The organism is Sunxiuqinia indica, assembly GCF_009847015.1.
In the GTDB taxonomy this organism is placed as follows: domain Bacteria; phylum Bacteroidota; class Bacteroidia; order Bacteroidales; family Prolixibacteraceae; genus Sunxiuqinia; species Sunxiuqinia indica.
In genome coordinates this window covers 611,886-633,108 of the sequence record NZ_WVEM01000001.1, presented here as the reverse complement: position 1 = coordinate 633,108, position 21,223 = coordinate 611,886, and the positions used below count along the sequence as shown (strand labels likewise).

15 protein-coding genes are annotated in these 21,223 nt (G+C 42.2%); 9 read left to right on the top strand and 6 right to left on the bottom strand.

Annotation, left to right across the window (positions count from 1 at the left end; genetic code table 11):
- Positions 1-8: 8 nt before the first annotated feature.
- Together rimO and GR929_RS02525 are read left to right on the top strand one after the other, a co-directional pair.
- Positions 9-1,304: a 30S ribosomal protein S12 methylthiotransferase RimO gene (gene rimO, locus GR929_RS02530; RefSeq protein ID WP_159517338.1), complete on the top strand. Its 1,296-nt coding sequence runs from the start codon at positions 9-11 to the stop codon at positions 1,302-1,304.
- Between the two features lie 308 nt (positions 1,305-1,612).
- Positions 1,613-2,368: an FkbM family methyltransferase gene (locus GR929_RS02525; protein WP_159517337.1), complete on the top strand. Its 756-nt coding sequence runs from the start codon at positions 1,613-1,615 to the stop codon at positions 2,366-2,368.
- Here the strand turns inward: GR929_RS02525 and GR929_RS02520 are convergent, their stop codons facing one another.
- Positions 2,369-3,373 carry an alpha/beta hydrolase gene (locus tag GR929_RS02520; protein ID WP_159517336.1) on the bottom strand — a complete coding sequence of 335 codons (1,005 nt, stop codon included), beginning with the start codon at positions 3,371-3,373 and terminating at the stop codon, positions 2,369-2,371.
- A gap of 336 nt (positions 3,374-3,709) precedes the next feature.
- On the opposite strand from GR929_RS02520, the gene GR929_RS02515 reads away from it, so the two are divergent.
- Complete coding sequence (locus GR929_RS02515; protein ID WP_159517335.1) at positions 3,710-6,442, top strand: 2-oxoglutarate dehydrogenase E1 component; 2,733 nt, start codon at positions 3,710-3,712, stop codon at positions 6,440-6,442.
- 6 nt (positions 6,443-6,448) lie between these two features.
- A complete protein-coding gene (odhB, locus tag GR929_RS02510) occupies positions 6,449-7,726 on the top strand; it encodes a 2-oxoglutarate dehydrogenase complex dihydrolipoyllysine-residue succinyltransferase (protein ID WP_159517334.1) in 1,278 nt (425 codons plus the stop codon).
- 114 nt (positions 7,727-7,840) lie between these two features.
- Here odhB and GR929_RS02505 read toward each other — a convergent pair whose 3' ends face one another.
- Positions 7,841-8,590 carry a DUF6261 family protein gene (locus tag GR929_RS02505; RefSeq protein ID WP_159517333.1) on the bottom strand — a complete coding sequence of 250 codons (750 nt, stop codon included), beginning with the start codon at positions 8,588-8,590 and terminating at the stop codon, positions 7,841-7,843.
- A 1,092-nt stretch (positions 8,591-9,682) separates the two neighbouring features.
- Here GR929_RS02505 and GR929_RS02500 point away from each other — a divergent pair.
- From GR929_RS02500 to GR929_RS02485, 4 genes are all read left to right on the top strand, one after another.
- Positions 9,683-10,162, top strand: coding sequence for a hypothetical protein (locus GR929_RS02500; protein ID WP_201300876.1), 480 nt, complete (start codon positions 9,683-9,685; stop codon positions 10,160-10,162).
- A gap of 202 nt (positions 10,163-10,364) precedes the next feature.
- Positions 10,365-11,348 (top strand): aldo/keto reductase, encoded by a 984-nt coding sequence (locus GR929_RS02495; protein WP_159517331.1) that lies wholly within the window; start codon positions 10,365-10,367, stop codon positions 11,346-11,348.
- A gap of 339 nt (positions 11,349-11,687) precedes the next feature.
- Positions 11,688-13,955 (top strand): NADH:ubiquinone reductase (Na(+)-transporting) subunit F, encoded by a 2,268-nt coding sequence (gene nqrF / locus GR929_RS02490; protein ID WP_159517330.1) that lies wholly within the window; start codon positions 11,688-11,690, stop codon positions 13,953-13,955.
- A gap of 152 nt (positions 13,956-14,107) precedes the next feature.
- A complete protein-coding gene (locus GR929_RS02485; RefSeq protein WP_159517329.1) occupies positions 14,108-15,739 on the top strand; it encodes an ABC-F family ATP-binding cassette domain-containing protein in 1,632 nt (543 codons plus the stop codon).
- Between the two features lie 33 nt (positions 15,740-15,772).
- On the opposite strand, the gene nspC is transcribed toward GR929_RS02485, so the two are convergent.
- From nspC to ligA, 4 genes are all read right to left on the bottom strand, one after another.
- Positions 15,773-16,915, bottom strand: coding sequence for a carboxynorspermidine decarboxylase (gene nspC / locus GR929_RS02480; protein WP_159517328.1), 1,143 nt, complete (start codon positions 16,913-16,915; stop codon positions 15,773-15,775).
- A gap of 161 nt (positions 16,916-17,076) precedes the next feature.
- On the bottom strand, positions 17,077-17,958 hold the full coding sequence (gene dapA, locus GR929_RS02475; RefSeq protein WP_159517327.1) for a 4-hydroxy-tetrahydrodipicolinate synthase: 882 nt from the start codon (positions 17,956-17,958) through the stop codon (positions 17,077-17,079).
- 10 nt (positions 17,959-17,968) lie between these two features.
- Entirely contained in the window at positions 17,969-18,487 is a 519-nt protein-coding gene (locus GR929_RS02470; RefSeq protein WP_159517326.1) for a DUF6913 domain-containing protein, read from the bottom strand.
- 147 nt (positions 18,488-18,634) lie between these two features.
- The gene (ligA, locus tag GR929_RS02465) at positions 18,635-20,641 is read right to left on the bottom strand and encodes an NAD-dependent DNA ligase LigA (protein ID WP_159517325.1); all 2,007 of its coding nucleotides are present in this window, start codon (positions 20,639-20,641) and stop codon (positions 18,635-18,637) included.
- Positions 20,642-20,769: 128 nt separating this feature from the next.
- Between ligA and GR929_RS02460 the strand changes: the two genes are divergently transcribed.
- Positions 20,770-21,147, top strand: a complete 378-nt coding sequence (locus GR929_RS02460; protein WP_159517324.1) for a RidA family protein — start codon at positions 20,770-20,772, stop codon at positions 21,145-21,147.
- The last annotated feature ends 76 nt before the right edge of the window (positions 21,148-21,223 follow it).

Here is a 21,223-nt window from a genome sequence, read left to right as displayed (position 1 = left end):
ATAAACACATGAAAAGAGGAAAAGTAAATATTACCACCTTAGGATGTTCAAAAAACCTGGTTGACTCGGAAATGTTATTGAGTCAACTGGATCTGAATGGTTTTAAGGTTGTTCATGATAGTGAAGATGATGATGCCAATATTGTTATTTTGAATACTTGTGGTTTCATCATGGATGCCAAAGAGGAATCGATCAACTCGATTTTAAGCCACGTGGAAGACCGCAAAAAAGGCAAGCTGGATAAGCTTTTGGTTATGGGATGCTTGTCGGCTCGTTATAAGGAAGACCTGCAAAAGGAAATTCCCGAAGTAGACAAATATTACGGCAAGTTCGATTTCAAAGAAGTTATCAAAGATCTGAATGCAGACTTTTTTGAGCAAAAGATGTATCATCGGGTGCGAACTACACCAACTCATTTTTCATACCTGAAAATTAGTGAAGGCTGTAATCGTCACTGTTCTTTTTGTGCCATTCCGCAATTTACAGGCATTCACAAATCACGTAACATCGAGAGTTTGGTTGAAGAAACTAAAAATCTGGTTGAAGGCGGTACCAAAGAGTTACTGGTTATTGCTCAGGATTTATCGTACTACGGAATTGATATGTATGGCGAAAGTAAGCTGGCCGAACTGATAGACCAACTGGCAGATGTTGATGGATTGGAATGGATTCGCTTGCATTACGCTTATCCGTCAAAATTCCCGATGGACTTGCTAAAGGTTATCCGCGAACGAAAAAATGTTGCAACCTATTTAGATTTACCACTTCAGCACATCAGCGACCCCATGTTGGGGCGTATGCGCCGAAAAATAACCAAACAGGAAACCATTGACCTGATCAAAAAAATAAGGGAAGAAGTACCGGGAATCGCCTTGCGAACAACATTCCTGGTTGGACACCCGGGTGAGACTGATGAGGATTTTGAGGAACTGAAAGCCTTCGTAAAAGAGCAGAAGTTCGATCGCATGGGCGTTTTTGCATATTCAGATGAAGACGACACTTATGCATTTAAAATGTATACCGACGATGTTCCTGAAGACGTAAAACAAGCACGTGCCGCTGAGCTTATGGAAATTCAGCAGAGAATATCAGAAGAGTTGAATACGAAGAAGATCGGGCAGGTTTTAAATGTTCTGGTTGATCGCGAGGAAGCTGACTACTTTGTTGGCCGCAGTGAATATGACTCTCCGGAAGTCGATGGTGAAGTATTGGTTGAAAAAAATGACAGCATTAAAATTGGCAATTTTTATCAAGTGAATATTACTGATTCTACTGAATTCGACTTGATCGGTCATCTGGCCTGAGCATAAGAAATCAATTTGATTTTTTTTTAGAGCAACAAGCAGCTGTGGCTAAATGAAAAGGCATGGAGTCAACTTCCGGCTCCATAGCTTGAATTATTTTATGCCGGGAATAATAATCAGCCCGAAAATTTTTATCTTTCAGTTCTAAACGAAAGTTATTTAATGAGCTTGGATTCATCGAATTCAGGCTTAAATTTTTTATTGAATGAAACGAACATGAATTTTAAGATGTGAAAATTCCCAAACAAGCATATTAAAATTCATCGTGAGTTACATCGAATGCAAATGAAATAGTCAATTTTAATGAGATGAAAAGATTTTTAAGGTCTGTTCAAACGTTTTTCCCCTTTTTGCACGATCTCCGTTTTAATCTCAAGTTTATCTGGATTAAAAGATTGAAATCTCCCTCAGAAAAAGATTTCAATGCGTTGAAGTTGTTTAATCCCCGGGCTGACCAGGTTTTTGTTGATGTTGGTGCAAATCGGGGAGAAGCGATCTTGTCGATGCTGATTGAAGAGCGATTGTCCAATAAAATCATTGCTTTTGAACCTAACCCCTGGGTTTTTAAAAAGATTGAGCGTAATCCAATCATTTCGAAGGAACGTTTGGAACTGCATAACTTTGGACTGGGAAGTGAAAATGAAGACCTCACGTTGTTCGTGCCTTTTTACCGACGTTGGATGTTTGATGGGCTATCGTCTTTTCACTATGAGGAAGCCAGAGATTGGCTAAAGGACAGGCTTTGGAGGTTTCGCGACAAAGACCTTTCAATAAAAAAAATGACCTGTCAGGTTCGGAAGTTGGATGATTTTCAACTGAATCCTTACTTTGTTAAAATTGATGTGCAAGGTCATGAGCTGGAAGTATTAAAAGGGGGTATCGAGACATTGAAGAGGCATCACCCCGTCTTGCTAATTGAGAGTATCACCGAAGAAATTATGCAGTTTTTAAAACCGCTCGGATATCAGTTTTATGCTTTCAACAATCGAGAATTTAGTTTAGGTACAGGCACATTAAACACCTTCTGTATTACGGCAGGTCAATATCAGACTTTTAGAAAATAGTTAATCGTCAGAATGCATCTCTAATACCTCTTCAGCAAAACGAATACATGCCTGTTCCACTTCCGGCTGAGTCCTGGAGAACATTTCACAGCCAATAACATGGGTTTCAGCATGAAACGCTTGCTTTTGTTTCAGGTTGTCCGGAGTGCCGAGTTGCTCAAACATGTCTAGCATCGCATCAACCCGCACTGTTTCATCCTGGTGTTCTTCATCTTGATAATAATAAGCTAGAAAAACAGGCTGCTTTACACGGTTAAATAGCTTTTCATTCATGGTTGTTTCTACTAACTGCTGCAGGTAAACTGTTGCTTCCATGCGGTAAAAGCAGTTCCAGTAGTTGCATTCTTCGTCCTCTGAGTTTTTGTTCACATAGCGATATTTTCCACCGTTAACTTTCCTGCCAATTTGTAAGCCCCACGGCTTTGACAGAAGGAATGCAGCCGAATTATTAATCTGAATATTGGGCGACAGAAGAATTAACGCTTCCATCAGTTCCGGGTATTCGACCGCTAGTTTTAATGACAATGTCCCTCCGGTAGAGGTACTCATAATAACCACCTTCTCACCTAGGAGATTAGCAATCAGAAGGGCTTCTTTTGCCGATTCGTACAGCCGCTCAGGTGTCATGTCAAGTAGGGGCTCCGTAACATCGAGCCCATGAGATGCCAGCCGGGGAATGTAAGCATTAGCGTCAAAATGATCAGCGAAATTGACGTGGGTTGGCTGGCCTTCATAGCCTGATGCCGAGAAACCATGAAGATAAAGTAAACAGTAATCTGTTTTGTTCTTCAAACTATCGTTTGCCCAAACCACACGCGATTCATTATTGGGCTTTACCGGAAGTTTTCGTTCTTTTTCGCGCAAAAAGGCTTCAACTCCGTCAATTGAAAGGTTAAGCTCCTTCATCTTATTGTTATATGTTGGTGCATCTGGTTTTGGACCTGCCCAGTAGATGAACACAGCAAACAGAATAAATGCGATAGCGATGCGAAAGAGCTTTCCCATAAGTTGAATTTTTTATTCGTTGTAAAATTAATTGTTTTGATGAATTAAGCGTTATCACGGTTCGTATCAAACCTCCAAGCTTTGTTAATGGCTTCATATAGTTGACTGATCATTCCGAATCAGCAATTGGCTATGTTTGATAGATAAACCTGAGATTTCATAATCGCTATTCTATTGTCTCTCGAGATTGAGCGGGGAAAGGATTAAATTCGAAAATCAAAAGAAGAGCTTTAAATCATTCATTAAAACTTGAAAACCTTATAAACATTAGAAAGAGATGGTTTGTTAATCTACAAACATTATTTTTACAAGACCATTTCAATCGAACTACCAAATATGGACAAATTTTCGCAAGTAGGTAATCAAGAGGTTGCCGCTGTTGAAGAACTCTATCAGGATTATATAAATGATCCTGATAGCGTAGAAGAAAGCTGGAGACATTTTTTTAAAGGCTACGAATTAGCCCGAACAAATTATAAATCAAGTAAATTCCAGGGAAGCCAGCACATTGACAAGGAATTTGCAATCCTGAACCTTATTCATGGGTATCGCCAACGAGGCCATCTATTTACCAAGACAAACCCCGTTCGTGCTCGAAGAGAGTACTTTCCAACACTCGCCATTGAGAACTTCGGACTCGAAGAAAGTGATTTGGAAAAGGAATTTCAAGCAGGAAATAATATTGGTATCGGACCGGCAAAATTGAAAGACATTATTGCCCATTTGGAGGCTACTTATTGTAACTCAATTGGTGTTGAATATGTTTTTATGCGCCATCCGGAAGTGGTTTCCTGGCTCCAAAAGAAAATGGAAGCCTCTAAGAATTCGCAGGAGTTTACCCCTGAGATGAAGAAGCATATCTTTTATCATTTGAAGCTGGCGGTTGGCTTTGAAAGCTATATTCATAAAAAATTCGTTGGACAAAAACGGTTTTCACTCGAAGGGGCTGAATCTTTAATTCCGGCATTGGATGCTGTTATTGAACAAGGAGCAGAACTGGGAATTCGTGAATTTGTGATTGGTATGGCACACCGCGGACGGTTGAACATTCTGGCCAACATCATGAATAAACCTTACGAGTATATCTTCAAGGAATTTTATGGTACCGAATATGAAGAAGACATCTCGCTTGGTGATGTGAAATATCACTTAGGATTCGAAAATGAGGTGACGTCTGATTATGGCAAAAAGGTGAAGTTGAGCCTCATGCCAAACCCTTCACACCTGGAAGCGGTGGGACCACTGGTTCAAGGACTGTCTCGCTCACGAATCGATTCATTGTATGATGGAGATGTGGATTCAGTTGCTCCAATTGTCATCCATGGCGATGCTGCAATTGCCGCTCAGGGGGTTGTTTATGAAGTTGTTCAAATGGCTAACCTGAAAGGGTATAAAACCGGAGGTACCATTCACCTGGTCATTAATAACCAGGTTGGTTTTACCACCAACTACCTGGATGCCAGATCGAGTACTTACTGTACCGATATTGCCAAAGTTACCCGTTCGCCGGTTTTTCACGTCAATGGCGATGATGTTGAATCGTTAATTTACACCATTAAACTGGCGATGGAGTTCAGGCAGGAGTTTAATTCGGATGTGTTTATCGATATTTTGTGCTACCGGAAATATGGACACAACGAAGGTGATGAGCCTCGTTTTACCCAGCCCTTACTTTACCAGGCAATTTCGAGCCATAAAAACCCGAGGGACATTTACGCGGAACAGTTGGTTCAGCAAGGCATTTACTCATCAAAAGAAGTGAAGAGCGAAATTAAAGCCTTCGATGATTTGATGAATTCGAAATACAAAGATTCGGAGGAAATTGAGAAACTAAGGATTAAACAGTTTCTGGTAGACGAATACGAACCATTTGAAAAAACGACAGAAGCCAACTTCTGTCAGGTGGTGAAAACCGGTGTCGATAAAGAAAAATTGGTTGAACTTGCCGAAAAAATTAATTCGATCCCGAAAGGACGAAAGTTCTTCAGTAAAATAAACCGGATCTTATCCGACCGCCGGCAGATGATCCTGGACGACCGGATTGATTGGGGAATGGCCGAACTACTGGCTTATGGTACCTTGGTTTCCGAAGGTCACCCCGTGCGTATTAGCGGACAGGACTGCGAGCGGGGAACGTTTGCTCACCGGCATGCTGTTTTTGTTTATGAGGATGGCGATGGAAAATATTTCCCCTTGAAGCATGTCGCCAAGGATCAGGCTCCTTTTCATATATACAATTCGTTGCTATCGGAGTATGGTGTGATGGGGTTTGAATATGGTTATGCAATGGCTCAGCCGGATGCATTAACAGTATGGGAAGCACAATTTGGAGATTTTCATAATGTTGCTCAGGTCATTGTTGATCAGTACATCACATCGGCTATTGAAAAATGGGGATTGCATAATAACCTGGTGCTTTACCTGCCACATGGCTACGAAGGACAAGGACCAGAGCACTCCAGCGGACGCATTGAGCGCTTTTTGGCGCAGGCAGCCAATAACAACATGCAAGTGGTGGTGCCCACAAATCCGGCCAATATGTTTCACCTGATTCGCCGACACCTGACATGGAACATACGTGTGCCACTAATTGTGTTTACACCCAAAAGTCTGTTGCGTCATCCAATGGTTAATTCCACCATGGAAGAGTTGAGTAACGGTCATTTTCAGGAAATAATCGACGATAAACTGGTCAGCGCGGGAGAAGTCAAGCAATTGGTATTTACCTCGGGACGGTTATATTACGATTTGATTAAAAAGAGAGTGGACATGGGAAACAGCACAACCGCGATTGTGCGATTGGAGCAGATATTCCCATTGCCGGTTAATCAGATTGACGACATGCTGGCTAAATACAACAAAGCGGAACGCATTATTTGGGCGCAGGATGAACCGGCCAATATGGGAGCATGGCCATTTCTTTCCAGAAAACTAAGCCACATTCCGTTCGAAGTTGTTGCCCGTTCAGAAAGTGCCAGCCCCGCAGGTGGTTTGTTGAAGCAGCACAACCTGAGATTAAATAAGCTCCTGACAAAAATATTTAGTGAAGAAGAACTAGCAAAAGCATAAAAAACCATGATCATTGAAGTAAAAGTACCAACACCCGGAGAATCAATTACAGAAGTTGAGTTAGGGAAGTGGTTAGTCGAAGATGGTTCTGTCGTTGATAAAGATGATGAGATCGCCGAGATTGAATCAGACAAAGCAACATTGACCCTCGTTGCAGAGGAAGCCGGAAAAGTTAGCTTTAAAGCTGAAGAGGGAGATACAATTGAAGTGGGGGCAGTTGCCTGCACCATCGATACCTCGGAAAAGCCCGAAGAAAGTTCGAAAAAAGAACCGGATTCGGATAAAACCGAAAAGGACGAAAGTCCCAAAAAAGAGAAACAAGAGGATAAAAAAGACGAAGCTAAGCCAAAAGAGTCGAAGTCTGAAACGAAGCAGAGTAGCGAAGATCAATCGCATGTGAAAACAACTTCTGTCGCTAAAAAGATGATGGAAGAGAATAACCTCTCACTCGACGATGTGCTAAATGGCTTAAAGCGTATTTCGAAAAAAGAGGTTGAAGCGGTAATGGAGCTTCCGGCCGAAGATGACCATGCTTCACCCAAAAAGAAATTTTCGCGCGAAGAAGAACGTAGTAAAATGAGCTCCCTGCGCAGGAAACTGAGCGAACGACTGGTGGCAGTAAAAAACGATACGGCCATGCTCACTACGTTTAACGAAGTTGATATGAGCCGGATTATGGAGTTACGCAAAAAACATCAGAACCGCTTTATTGAAAAGCATGGTTTCAAGCTTGGCTTTATGGGATTTTTCACCAAAGCGGCGGCCGCTGCTATGAATTTCCATCCGTCTGTTAACTCGATGATTGACGGCAAAGAAATTGTAAGCCCACAGTTTGTTGATGTAGGTATTGCTGTTCAAACTCCAAAGGGACTGATGGTTCCCATTATTCGTAATACCGAAAGTAAATCGGTTCCGGAAATTGAAAAAGACCTGAGAGACCTGGCTGAAAAAGCCCGGAATAAGAAAATTTCGGTTGAAGAATTAACAGGCGGAACATTTACCATTACCAATGGCGGTACCTTTGGTTCGTTGCTGTCAACACCAATTATCAATCCACCACAGTCGGCTATTCTCGGCATGCACAACATTGTGGAACGTCCGGTAGCCATTAACGGAAAAGTGGAGATTCGCCCCATGATGTACGTTGCGCTGTCGTACGATCATCGCATCATTGACGGTAAAGACTCCGTTGGTTTCTTAGTCAGGTTAAAAGAACTGATTGAAAACCCGGAACGCTTATTAAACGATGGCGCTAATCCGGAAGAACTGCTACTTAATTTGTAAAAAACAAGCAATGATCGACCGTTTATAAGGGTATCCGGTCAATACGAAAATAAAAAGGCATCCTGAGTTTTGAGGATGCCTTTTTTATTCTGACAGAACAACTACTTGCCCGTTTTACTGAGGGGTAGGAGGAATCGGCCTGTCTTCGTCACTATTCCGATGTCCCTGACGCATGGCTAAAAGTTCTTCAAATTCCTTGATCTGTTTATTTAGTAAAACAACAAATTCAGTTATTTCGGGTGTCGCCATGTCCAGCTCAACCAGGGCGTTGATCCGCGAAACAATTTTCTCATAAACCGGATCGATCACCTCGCGGGCAGCCTTCACGCTACCGCTTGTTTTTTGAGCATTTTCCAGCCTGCGTTCTTGCATATACGACTGAACCAATGCATTCTGCTCTTTTAATGCAGCAACCCAATGCGTTATTCCTACGATGTTGCAAAGTGCTGCATTGTCCTCCTGCTCCAAATCTTCAACCAGGTTGCTCAGGGCAGCCGACTCTTCGGGTAACGACAGCTGACGTACATTACCATACAAATCGAACACCCGCTGAAGAACCCCGGCGGCTTCAACTTCTTCTTCAACAGGTCCCATTAGTGTTGCCCGAATACGCATGGACAAGGCGCTCCAAAAGCGGTCGCGATCTTCATCGGCACCACCAATCGCAGCGGTTAGTACACTTCCTTCGTCAACTTTAAAAACATTGTTTAAACTCGTAAAGGCTTCGTTAAACTCGGTGTTCAGGTTTTCAATGTTTAATGCCTCAGGAGTTGTGCGACTCACCAGGGCTTTAAAATCGGTCATAAACTGAAAATGATCGTTGTTCCGAAAACGGCTAAAAACGACGGCATTAATCTTCTTCATTGTTACTTGTTTTAGGGTTGATAAAAATATAAACGGTTGATTTTTTTTCTATTTCGATTAATTAACCTTGGATGCTTTAGGAGGTTTGGCTGAATAAAATTAAATCATATGTTAATAAAAGTCAAGAGCCTGAAAGATGTTCTATAACAATCTTAAGTTCATAATTGTGTGAGAGGTGTTACCATGAAACGATTTACGGCAGCCAATTGGTCAGTACCATAAAAAATGACGCACCCATCGCAACAAAACAGAAAATACAAGAGGCATCTGCTTATGGCTATTGGAGCAAACCGTTTTTAGCAGCTGCCAGGCTGCGTGGCTTTACGGTGCAATGCGTTTTGTACCATGCCCGGCAGCGTGGCTAGGCCTCCAAACGCATTTTGTAACATGCCCACGGCCGTGGTATTCGCAAAAAACAGGTTTGAAACCATAAACCGCCCCATGGAGATGAGAGCAAACGCGTTTGATCAGGCCTCCATGGAGCAGCTGGCCATAACAAACGCGTTTGAAACCATGCCCACGCAGGCAACGAACCAATAAAACGCGTTTGAAACCTCCAACCACGCCATGGGGGACCTCTGTATTTCAGCCGATTAGGCTTTTTGAGACTCGCAGACCTGGCGCTGAGCCGTTATTGGCGCTAGATGTGTCAATAGGATTATCTTATATTGCTGTCGGCACATACTAATTTAGGAAAGGATTAAACAACACTAGCTGTGGTTAGCACCTCCGTTTATGTGAATCGTTGCCGGTTTTAGTTTGCTTCTTCTTCGTTTTAATGAATTTTTGTCAGAAACCAGATGCCATTTAACTGGAACGAATTTAAATAATACGCACCTTTCTATTTTTAGGTAAATAGATTTATATTTACTCGATTTTTTTTAAAAAAACTCTTTAAGCTAACTTAAAATTCACTTATTACTTCTTATTATGAATAAATTAATGTTTTCTCTGATCGCCTGTCTGTTTAGCCTCTCTGTTTTTGCGCAGACACATCTTTATGAAAATCCGAATTTCGAACAAATCGCGAAGGATCATAAAATCATAGCGATAATACCGTTCGAATCTTCTGTGACCTTACGTCCCAAACAGATGAAAAATATTTCTCCGGAACAGCTTGATCGAATGGAAAAGTCAGAAGGGGAGAGTGTGCAAACGGGGTTTTACTCCTGGTTTCTGAAACGGGAAAAAAGAGGACAGCTTACGGTAAAAGTTCAGGATCCTAATAAAACCAATGCGCTATTAAAAAGAAATGGTATTACTTATGAAAACATGAAAGATTACACCCCCGAAGAAATAGCAAAATTATTAGAAGTAGACGCATTGGTTTCCGGCACTTTTGAAACAAATAAACCGATGTCAGAAGGTGCATCTATCGTATTGGGCGCATTAGTAGGTTTCTGGGGTAGTACAAACAAAGCTGTCATGAATATGTATATCCATAATGCTGCTGATGGAGACGTTTTAATCAATTACAACAAGGCTCTGAACGGTACCATTGGAAGTAGTACCGAAGATTTGATTAATATCCTGCTGAGAAAAGCATCCCGAAGAATAGCTTATACCAACTAAATAAGTTAAAATCGATAATTGCATTGGTTGAAAAGACTCCATTATGGGGTCTTTTTGCTTTTGCTGAAGTCTTAAGCGGCGATTGCTCTCTTCATTTTACCGGATACAAGTCAATCCAAATGTTAAAAAATGAACAATCAATATGGTCTGTGACTTATTTTTATAGTACGAATAGAAAGAACCAATCAATTAAGAAGAGAGTATGATATACAGACAACTTGCAGATTCAGACTTAAAACTATCAGCCATTACCTTTGGAGCATGGGCTGCCGGTGGATGGATGTGGGGCCGGACCGATCGAAACGAGGCTGTAAAAGCCATTAAAGCGGCTTACGATGCCGGAGTGACCTCCATTGATACCGCACCAATTTACGGGCAGGGAACCAGTGAGGAGATTGTAGGTGAAGCCATTCAGAAAATTCCCCGGGATAAAGTTCAGATTTTAACCAAGTTTGGATTGCGCTGGGATTGGGATAAAGGAGACTTTTATTTCAAGAGTAAAGACAATGACGGAAAACCGATTGATATTTATAAATACGCCGGAAAGGAAAGTATTATCAAAGAGTGCGAAGAAAGCCTGACGCGTCTGAATACGGATTATATTGATCTGTACCAAATTCACTGGCCCGATTCGAAAACGCCTGTCGAGGAGACCTTTGAAGCGGTAAACAAGCTGGTAGAGCAAGGTAAAGTGCGCCATGTTGGTGTGTGTAATTACGATGCCGGTTTGATGGCTGAAGCCGAAAAAATAACGAAGCTGGTCTCAAATCAAATTCCATTTAGCATGGTTAACCGTGGTATTGAAGAAGAAACAGTTCCGTATTGCAAGAGTCATGGAAAGTCGGTATTGGCCTACAGTCCGCTGGAGCGCGGCTTATTAACCGGAAAGATGAAGCCGGGGCAGCACTTTCCAAAAGGTGATCACCGGGCAGAGAATCCATCTTTTACGGACGGAAGCATTAAAAAGACCAACGATTTTTTGGAGACCATCAGACCCATTGCCAATGAGCGTGGAGTGACCTTGGCTCAATTAGTCCTTCGCTGGACCCTTGAACGAGACGGAATAACCATTGCCCTGGCAGGAGCCCGAAATGAAGACCAAGCGGTACAAAACGCATTTGCTGCAACATTTGACCTGACCAGCGAAGAGTTGAAGTTTATTAACGACGAGGTAGCCAAATTATAAGCTTGAAGAAATAATTGCATTCGATAGATTTTGGTACAAACTTCTGTTGCTTGAGCAGCAGGAGTTTTTTTGTGCTTCATTTTCAGATTAAACTAAAATTTCGTCTGTCTGTTTGAAGATTAAATTGAATATCCACCTCAAGTGGTGGAGGCAAAATATCAGTCTTAATGAGATGCAGTCGGTTCAGGAGTTTGTCAGAGAGCTCCCGATGTTGGTTTGTATTGTTATGCAGCCTGTACCGAATACGAAAGAATCAATGCCAGGCCAGTGGGCCTAAGGGTTATTTGATGAATTCTTGAGTAACAAGCTGATCTCGCACAGAAGATAAAAATGGGACTTATGAGCAGTAACAGCGATACTGATAGGGATTATAGCTTGATTGGTGCTGAGTCGAAGGGCGCCGTAGAAAAAGGACTGGCCGATGCCCAGTGGTACACCAGTCCGGTTCCTAAAGATAAAATGAGAGAATTGTTGGTTCGGAAAGATGGCCCGGCAATTAGAGATACCCTGTTGTGGTTTGGTTTGATTTTCGGTTCCGGCTACCTGGTTTATCTATGGTGGGGGGCGTGGTATGTTGCTTTTCCGTACATCGTCTATAGCGTATTGTATGCTTCTACTTCCGATTCACGCTGGCACGAGTCCAGTCATGGCACAGCGTTTAAAACCGACTGGATGAACAACGTCCTGTACGAAATTTCCTCGTTTATGGTCTTGCGTCAGTCAACCGTTTGGCGATACAGTCATGCCCGGCATCACAGCGATACAATTATCCGGGGTCGCGATCCTGAAATTGCTGTTCCACGTCCTCCGGATATCAAACAGATTATCTTGACTTTTTTCGGTGTTGCAAGTGCTGTTCCCGAATTTAAGAAAATGATCACCCATGCCAGCGGCCGAATCGATCCGCAAGTTGCTACTTACGTGCCGGAAAGGGAATGGCGGAAGGTGATATTTAAAGCCCGGATATATGTTTCTATCTTCCTGTTTGTCATTTTTCTATCTGTTTTTTACGGAACCATTCTGCCTTTAATGTTTATCGGTTTGCCAACCTTGTTTGGCACCTGGCTGATGCCCGTTTACGGATTTACTCAGCATGCCGGCTTACAGGAAAATGTGCTCGACCACCGCTTGAATTGTCGAACGGTGTACATGAACCGGGTTCACCGATTCCTGTACTGGAACATGAATTACCATGTTGAGCACCATATGTTTCCACTGGTACCTTACCACAACCTGCCTCAGTTGCACGAACTGGTTAAAGACGATTGTCCGAAACCCTACAATGGGATTATTGAAACCTTCAAAGAAATTATCCCCGCCATATTGAAACAAGTGAAGGACCCATACTACTATGTAGAACGGAAACTGCCGGAGCGCTCGGGTCAACATGACGAGCAGCCTGACATTATTGTTGGCAACAAAGCACATTGGTACAACGGTAAAATTGAGATCTGTAAGGCATCAGAGTTAGCTGAGGGGGAAATTGTACGGTTCGATTTTGAGCAGCGTACCTACGCTGTTTATCATGCCAATGGTGCCTATTATGCAACTGATGGCATGTGTACCCACGGCAATACGCACCTGTCGGATGGCATTATTTTGGGCGATGTTATTGAATGTCCGAAACACAACGGACGGTTCAAGTTGGCCGATGGATCTCCTGCCAGAACGCCGGTCTGCGTTGGTTTGAATACGTATCAGATCGAAGAGGAGCAGGGGAGACTCTATTTGTATGTTGACCTGCCCGATGATCAGGGAAAAAATGCGTTGTTGGATGAGGGAGTGGCCTACCGGGTGGTTAGCAATAAGAATGTAGCCACCTATATTAAAGAATTGGTTTTGGAAAAAACCGACGACGGTGTTATCGACTATTTGCCCGGGCAATATGCTCAGTTTATCATTCCGCCCTACGAAGCTGGTTTTAAAACGATTGATGTTCAAACGCCATTTGCTGAACGATGGGAGGAAAACGATTTGTTCGGCTTGCATGCATCAAATTCAATTTATGTGAAAAGAAATTACTCGTTTGCAACCAATCCGGCAGTTGATACAACAATCAAGTTTAATGTCAGGCTTTCATTACCTCCCGCCGGAACGGATGTTTCCCCGGGGATTGGATCAAGCTATCTGTTCAATCTGAAGCCGGGAGATCAGGTGAAGCTGACGGCTCCTCACGGCGATTTCCTGATCAAGCCAGGCGAGCGTGAAATGGTTTATATTGGAGGCGGAGCCGGAATGGCGCCACTTCGGGCTCATCTGTCTTATTTGCTGGAAACTAAAAAGACGAAACGCAAGCTTAGTTTTTGGTATGGCGCCCGAGCACTGGATGATTTGTTCTACAACGAATACTTCGAAGAAATGGAACAAACAAATGAGAACTTCTCATTTCATGTCGCCTTGTCTTCACCTCGTGAGAATGACCAGTGGAACGGAGACCTTGGTTTTATTCATGATGTTGTCAGTCGCCGGTACCTTCAGTCGCACACAAATCCCGGGAACATCGAATACTACCTATGCGGACCTCCTGCCTTGATTAAAGCTACGCTGGCGATGTTGAGCCAATTAAAGGTGCCAGCCGAGCTGATTTCCTACGATGAGTTCAGTTGAGATCTTATGTCGCGATGAGCTTTCGAATACACGTTAAAGATTAAATTACCATCAAGTTAAGTCATTTAAGTATTGGGCTCTTTAATTTTCGTGTATTTTTGCACGCTGTTATTAGAGCGCAGCTCTATCACAAAATATTAAGAAGCGAATAGATGATTACAGTATCGAATTTAGGAATTCAGTTTGGGAAAAGAGTATTGTTTCAGGATGTTAACCTGAAATTTACAGGAGGTAACTGCTACGGAATTATTGGGGCTAACGGAGCCGGAAAATCTACATTTTTAAAAATGTTGTACGGCGAGCAAGATCCAACTTTTGGAAATGTGAGCATTGGCTCAGGAGAACGGCTCTCGGTATTGAGTCAGGATCACCAGAAGTTTGATGAAGTTCCGGTTTTAGATACCGTGATGATGGGACATGAGCAGCTCTGGAAAATTAAGGTTGAAAAAGATCAACTGTATATGAAAGAAGATTTTTCGGAGGCTGATGGAATTAAAGCTTCAGAGCTTGAAGATCAGTTTGCTGAAATGGATGGCTGGAATTCGGAGAGTGACGCTGCCAGTTTGCTTAGTGGATTAGGAATTGCTGAAGATCTTCATTACAAAATAATGAAAGAGCTGAGTGGTAAAGAAAAAGTAAAAGTATTGCTGGCACAGGCTTTATTTGGCAAACCCGACAACCTGTTACTGGATGAGCCAACCAATGATCTGGATTTAGATACGGTAAGCTGGTTGGAAAATTACTTGTCAAACATTGATCAAACAGTCCTGGTGGTTTCTCACGACAGGCACTTTTTAGATGCCATTTGCACACACACGGTGGATATCGATTTTGGCAAGGTGCAGTTGTTTGCCGGTAACTATAGCTTCTGGTACGAATCAAGCCAGCTGGCATTGAGACAACAAGCTTCACAGAATAAAAAAGCGGAGGAGAAGAAAAAGGAATTGCAGGAATTTATTGCACGCTTCTCGGCTAACGTGGCAAAGTCGAAACAAACGACCAGCCGGAAGAAGATGTTAGAAAAACTGAATGTTGATGAAATTAAACCATCAACCAGGAAATATCCCGGAATTATTTTCACTCCAGAGCGCGAACCGGGTAATTCAGTATTGGAAGTACACAACCTGAGTAAATCGGCTGGTGGCGATCTGCTTTTCAAGGATGTGAGTTTCACTGTTGAAAAGGATGACAAGATTGTCTTTCTCTCGCGTGATCCTCGTGCCATGACAGCTCTTTTTGAGATTTTGAACGGCAACGATCAGCCGGATAGCGGCAATATTGACTGGGGAGTGACAATAACCAAAGCTTACCTGCCTTTGGATGGTTCCAGGTTTTTTGATAAAGATTTGTCGCTGGTTGATTGGCTTGCTCAATATAGTTCAGATACCAGTGAGCAGTTTCTGCGTGGCTATCTGGGGAAAATGTTATTCTCAGGCGAAGAGATTTTCAAAAATACAAAGGTGTTGTCGGGAGGAGAGAAGATGCGCTGTATGATTGCCCGAATGATGCTGGCTAACGCTAACCTGATGATGCTGGACACACCAACCAACCATTTGGATCTGGAATCAATTCAGGCCTTTAATAACCGCCTGACGCAGTTTAAAGGTAACATCCTGATGTCATCGCATGACCACGAGTTTATTCATACGGTTTGTAACCGGATTATTGAGTTGACTCCGAATGGAACGATCGATAAACAAATGGAATATGACGATTACATCAGTAGCGATGAAATTCGCGAACAACGCAATCGAATGTATCAGAAAAATAAAGTAACAGCTTAATTGAAATTAAAGCCTCGCAAACGCGGGGCTTTTTTAGCTCAATTTATTTTTATAATCCTCGTACCCGAACCGGCGAATATATTCGAACTCACCATCTGCCCGGATGATTCCAATTGATGGATGTTTTACACCATTAAAGAACGTTGTTTTCACCATCGTGTAGTGAATCATATCTTCAAAAATAATGGAGTCACCAATTTTAAGCTCGTCATCAAACGACCAATAGCCAATATAATCGCCACTCAGGCAGCTATTTCCTCCCATCCGATAGGTTGGCTTGCCGGTAATTGGTGTTGAACTTGCATTCCGAATTCGTGGCTGGTAGGGCATTTCAAGGCAGTCGGGCATGTGTGCAGCAAACGATACATTGAGCATCGCTGTCTTGATTCCCTTATTTTCAACCAGGTCCAATACTATGGCTTTTAAAAAACCGGTTTCCCAGGCAAAAGCACTGCCCGGCTCCAGGATGATGTGTAGCTGGGGGTATTTTGATTTGAAGTTTTTCAACAGCTTAATCAAGCGTTCAACATCGTAGCCCTTTCTGGTCATCAAATGACCACCTCCCATATTGAGCCATTTTAAATGAGGTAGGTAACGGTGGAATTTTTCTTCGACAGCTGCCAGCGTTTTAGCTAAATCTTCGGAGCCCGACTCACAAAGTGTATGAAAGTGTAATCCCTCAATCTCTTTGGGTAGTTGAATGGGAAGTTGTTCGGCAGTTACTCCCAGTCGGGAACCCGGAGCACAAGGGTTGTATAATTCGGTTTCTACTTCGGAATACTCCGGATTAATTCGGAGTCCCATCGATATCTGGCGTTCTGACCGTTTGACTTGTGGAGCAAAACGCTCAAATTGGCTAAGCGAGTTGAAGGTAATATGACTTGAATGCTCCATGATCTCAGCAAACTCATTGGATTCATATGCCGGGGCATAGGTATGGGCCAGACTTTTCATTTCTTCGTGGCAGAGTTTTGCTTCGCTCAACGAGCTGGCCGTGGCTCCGTTGAAATATTCCCGAACGATTGGGAAAGCACCCCACATCGCAAATCCTTTGAACGCCACGATGATTTCTACTTGAGAAGCATCGGCAACTGAACGAATTAACTCCAGGTTTTTACGAAGTAATTTTTCTTCCAATACAAAGCAAGGTGAAGGTATCGCGTTTAAATCAATCATTGTTGCGGATTATTATAAAGTTTTGAGTTTGCAAATTAAGAAAATATACGGGCTTGAGAAGACGGTAGATTTATAGATTTTTCGACGGAGAAATGATTCTTGAAAGTAAAAAAAGAGATACATTGTCATGCATCTCCTTGATATAACGTCTGTGGCTTTTCTTAAAGTAATGTTTTCAATTCAGCTTCAATTTCGCCGTATAGCTTTTGGCTGATTGGATAACTCGGCAGGCGAACAATGTTTTTAGCTTTGCCTGCAATTTCCATCGCTGCTTTTATTCCTCCGGGGTTTCCTTCGCGGAACAACAGCTTGAAAAAGTCGATCATCTGCAAGTGAAGTTCCCGGGCTTCGGCAAATTTTTCTTCATTTGCAAAATGAATCAGTTGGCTTAATTTGCCTGGTAAAACATTGGCTGTAACCGAAATTACACCAATACCACCAACCGAAATAATGGGCAATGCCAGCACGTCGTCGCCCGAGATAACCGCAAATCCTTCCGGACCGTGTTTCACCATTCGTGCTACCTGAGATGAAATACCTGACGCCTCTTTTATGGCAATAGCATTTGGACATTCTTTGGCAACCTGAATGGAGGTTTTTGCTTTCATATTAACACCTGTACGCGAAGGTACGTTGTACAGTATAACAGGCACAGGGCTGGTCTTGCAAACTAATTTGTAGTGCTCAATTAATCCCTCCTGCGAAGGTTTGTTGTAATATGGTGTAACACTTAAAATGCCGTCAATATCAGAAAAATCAGTCGCTTGAATGTGAAGCATTATTTTGTATGGGTCGTTGCCACCCACTCCTAAAACCAGTGGAACCCGTTTATCGTTTTTGGCTTTAATGCATGCAACCACTTCCTTTTGCTCTTCCAAAGACAAAGTTGGTGTTTCGGCAGTTGTTCCGAGAGCAACCAAGTAATCCATGCCGTTGCTGATTTGATCTTCAACAATGTTTTCCAAGGCATTAAAATCAATTGAATTATCTTCCTTAAATGGAGTTACTAAAGCAACTCCGGCTCCTTTAAACGGGTGTGTCATATTAGAATAATTAATTATTTGTTTCTATTTTGTTTATCTCACTTAAATAATAGAGCATTTGCTCTACCAAAAAACCGGGTTCTTTTCGCTTGCTGATGTCGATACTCAAATCAAAATAGTCAGGTGTTTTAGCTGACCAGCCAACTTTAAATTTAGCTTTCGACAAGCAACGCAAATACTGCAATTCAATCCCTGAACTTAAGCTAATGTCAAGCAGAATGTCAAATTTCTGATCGATAAATCGGGCAATTTCTTCGTTTTTCACCTTGCCAAACATTGAAAAATCATCTTTGGTGAGAACCGCTTCTCCTTGCACCGACCCACGTTGTTCCGAAAAACACAAGCTATTGACTTGCACTCCGCGGCTTTTAAGTTCTTGAGCCAGCATATTGAAAACTTCCCGGTCATCTACTTTCCAAAGAACGCCTGCTGTTTTCGCATGATTGAGGTTGATAACCTGAACCGATCGTTTGAACTCACGACATTTGCGCTTAAGCAGCCAGCTGATGAATTGATTTTTGAAACTCATAGACGTGACAAAAATAAGAAATTGTTTGTGATAAGCCGAGTACGATTAAATTAAAAGTAATCGTTTCCTTGAGAACCGGACTTTGAAGTCAAAATAAGTTCCACAGAACACTCCAAATAGAACGAACTCCGGATAACTGAACTTGGTTTATTGAATCATCGTTAAAAAATCATCTTCGGAAATAACCTGAACACCTAATTTTTCAACTTTCTCCAGTTTGGAAGGACCTACATTACTGCCACCCAATAAATACGAAGTCTTTTTCGAGATCGAACCTGTATTTTTGCCACCATGTTTCTCTATCAACTTTTTCAATTCATCTCTGGAGTGCTTCTCGAATGTTCCGGAAATGACAATGCTCAATCCCTCCAGTTTATTACTTCGCCCCTCTAAATTACTTTCGCTTAGTTTGAATTTTAGTCCTTGATCTTTAAGGCTTTGAATTATTGACTGGTTGTCTTCATTGTCGAAAAACGATCGGATACTTTCTGCAATTCTCCCCCCAATTTCATCAATGTCTACTAATTCGTCATAGCTCGAATTGATTATTGTGTCTATATCAACCAGTTTATTGGCTAGTTTTTTAGCAACAGTTTCACCAACATAACGAATACCCAATGCATATAAAACTCGTTCGAAAGGTATTGATTTAGATTCTTCCAGACTCTTTAAAATTCGATTGGCAGATTTTTCTCCCATTCGCTCCAGACTCGTCAGTTGTTCGGCTTTAAGATTATATAAATCGGCACTATTATTAATCAATCCTTCATTGAAAAGCAATTCAACAGTTTCTTGTCCCAAGCCATCAATATCCATGGCTTTGCGACTAATGAAATGCTCAATCTTTCCTTTTATTTGCGGCGCACAGCCCGTTTCGTTTGGACAATAATGTGCTGCCTCGCCTTCGGTTCGGATCAAGTCGGTGCCACATTCAGGACAATGCTTGATAAATTCAATTTTTTCAGCTTCGGGTTTCCGCGCTGATTCATCAACATTCACAATTTTAGGAATGATCTCGCCGCCTTTTTCAACAAAAACAACATCCTGCACATGCAAGTTCAGCTTTTCAATAATGTCGGCATTGTGCAGAGAAGCCCGCTTAACAGTGGTTCCTGCCAATAATACCGGTGTTAGATTGGCTACGGGCGTTACCGCTCCGGTTCGGCCTACCTGGTAACTTACCGACTCCAGCATAGTGCTGACTTGTTCTGCTGTAAACTTATAGGCAATAGCCCAACGGGGCGATTTTGCGGTAAATCCCAGGTTGTTCTGCAAGCGGCGCGAATTGACTTTAATAACAATTCCATCCGTTGCCACCGGCAAGTCGAATCGGGCACTGTCCCAGTGATTGATATAGTCGAAAACTTCATCAATGTTTTTACATTTCGTTGTGTATTCTGAAATTTTGAACCCCCATTTGCCTGCTTCCTGAATCGTTTCAAAGTGGCCATCTTTAGTCAGATTTTCACCCAGTACGTAGTAGAAATAGGCATCGAGCTTACGCCTGGCAACTTCTGCCGAGTTCTGCATTTTTAACGAACCGGATGCGGTATTTCGCGGATTCGCATACAACGGCTCACCAGCTTCTTCACGGGCTTTATTCAACTCCGCAAACACCTGAAAGGGTAGTAAAACTTCGCCTCTAATTTCAAATGAATCAGGGTAGGAGTCTCCTTTTAATTTCAGAGGAATGCTGCGAATAGTCCGCGCATTGGCAGTTACATCGTCTCCCTTTTCTCCATCGCCCCGGGTGACGGCTTTTACTAACTCCCCGTTTTCGTACCATAAACTCAACGATGCACCATCGAATTTTAGCTCGCAGGTATAGTCAAATTCGTCGCCAATTAACTTACGAACCCGGGTATCAAAATCCTGCAATTCATCTTTCGAATAAGAATTACTTAACGAGAGCATGGGGTATTTATGCTTTACCTGAGTAAACTCCTGATTAATGTCGCTTCCAACACGATGGGTAGGGGAGTTCGCGTCGTGAAATTCCGGGTGTTCTTGTTCGAGTTTCTCCAACTCTTTGAGCTTCATGTCAAAATCAAAATCACTAATAATTGGTGCCGACAGTACATAGTAATTATAGTTGTGCTCTTCGAGCTCTTTACGAAGCTTTTCAATTTGCTCTTTAATGGTTCCGAAAGTCATAATTTCAAATTTGCTCTAAAAATACGAAAACAAGTCCGTATGAAAATTAGTTTATTTGTAAAATTGTATGGAGATCATTGATCTCTGGTTTTAAAAAATACGATTCTAATAAATTAAAAATTGATCAAATGAAAAAAATAATTTCTACTCCCAATGCACCTGCAGCAATAGGGCCATATAGTCAGGCTATTGAGGTGAACAACACGCTTTATATTTCGGGACAAGTTCCAATCGATCCATCAACTGCAAAAGTTGTTGAAGGCGGAATTACAGAGCAAACCGAGCAGGTAATGAAAAATATTGGCGCGATCTTGAACGAAGCCGACTACACATTTGCCGATGTTGTCAAGTCAACCTGTTTGCTCAGTGACATGGCACATTTTAAAGCCATGAACGATATTTACGGGAAATACTATAGTGAGAATCCTCCATCCCGGGCTGCGTTTGCAGTTAAAGAGTTACCATTGGGTGTGCTGGTTGAAATTGAAACCATTGCTGTAAAGTAAGTTTAACTTTACAGATAATCAATTCTCTTTCGTTGCTTTCTGAATTCAATCCCGGTGTTTTCTTTGGCTGAGTGCG

Excerpts from the sequence above, each read along its gene's own strand:
- rimO (WP_159517338.1), top strand. The coding sequence starts at position 9 with ATGAAAAGAGGAAAAGTAAATATTACCACCTTAGGATGTTCAAAAAAC.
- GR929_RS02525 (WP_159517337.1), top strand. The coding sequence starts at position 1,613 with ATGAAAAGATTTTTAAGGTCTGTTCAAACGTTTTTCCCCTTTTTGCAC.
- GR929_RS02520 (WP_159517336.1), bottom strand. The coding sequence starts at position 3,373 with ATGGGAAAGCTCTTTCGCATCGCTATCGCATTTATTCTGTTTGCTGTG.
- GR929_RS02515 (WP_159517335.1), top strand. The coding sequence starts at position 3,710 with ATGGACAAATTTTCGCAAGTAGGTAATCAAGAGGTTGCCGCTGTTGAA.
- odhB (WP_159517334.1), top strand. The coding sequence starts at position 6,449 with ATGATCATTGAAGTAAAAGTACCAACACCCGGAGAATCAATTACAGAA.
- GR929_RS02505 (WP_159517333.1), bottom strand. The coding sequence starts at position 8,590 with ATGAAGAAGATTAATGCCGTCGTTTTTAGCCGTTTTCGGAACAACGAT.
- GR929_RS02500 (WP_201300876.1), top strand. The coding sequence starts at position 9,683 with ATGAAAAATATTTCTCCGGAACAGCTTGATCGAATGGAAAAGTCAGAA.
- GR929_RS02495 (WP_159517331.1), top strand. The coding sequence starts at position 10,365 with ATGATATACAGACAACTTGCAGATTCAGACTTAAAACTATCAGCCATT.
- nqrF (WP_159517330.1), top strand. The coding sequence starts at position 11,688 with ATGAGCAGTAACAGCGATACTGATAGGGATTATAGCTTGATTGGTGCT.
- GR929_RS02485 (WP_159517329.1), top strand. The coding sequence starts at position 14,108 with ATGATTACAGTATCGAATTTAGGAATTCAGTTTGGGAAAAGAGTATTG.
- nspC (WP_159517328.1), bottom strand. The coding sequence starts at position 16,915 with ATGATTGATTTAAACGCGATACCTTCACCTTGCTTTGTATTGGAAGAA.
- dapA (WP_159517327.1), bottom strand. The coding sequence starts at position 17,958 with ATGACACACCCGTTTAAAGGAGCCGGAGTTGCTTTAGTAACTCCATTT.
- GR929_RS02470 (WP_159517326.1), bottom strand. The coding sequence starts at position 18,487 with ATGAGTTTCAAAAATCAATTCATCAGCTGGCTGCTTAAGCGCAAATGT.
- ligA (WP_159517325.1), bottom strand. The coding sequence starts at position 20,641 with ATGACTTTCGGAACCATTAAAGAGCAAATTGAAAAGCTTCGTAAAGAG.
- GR929_RS02460 (WP_159517324.1), top strand. The coding sequence starts at position 20,770 with ATGAAAAAAATAATTTCTACTCCCAATGCACCTGCAGCAATAGGGCCA.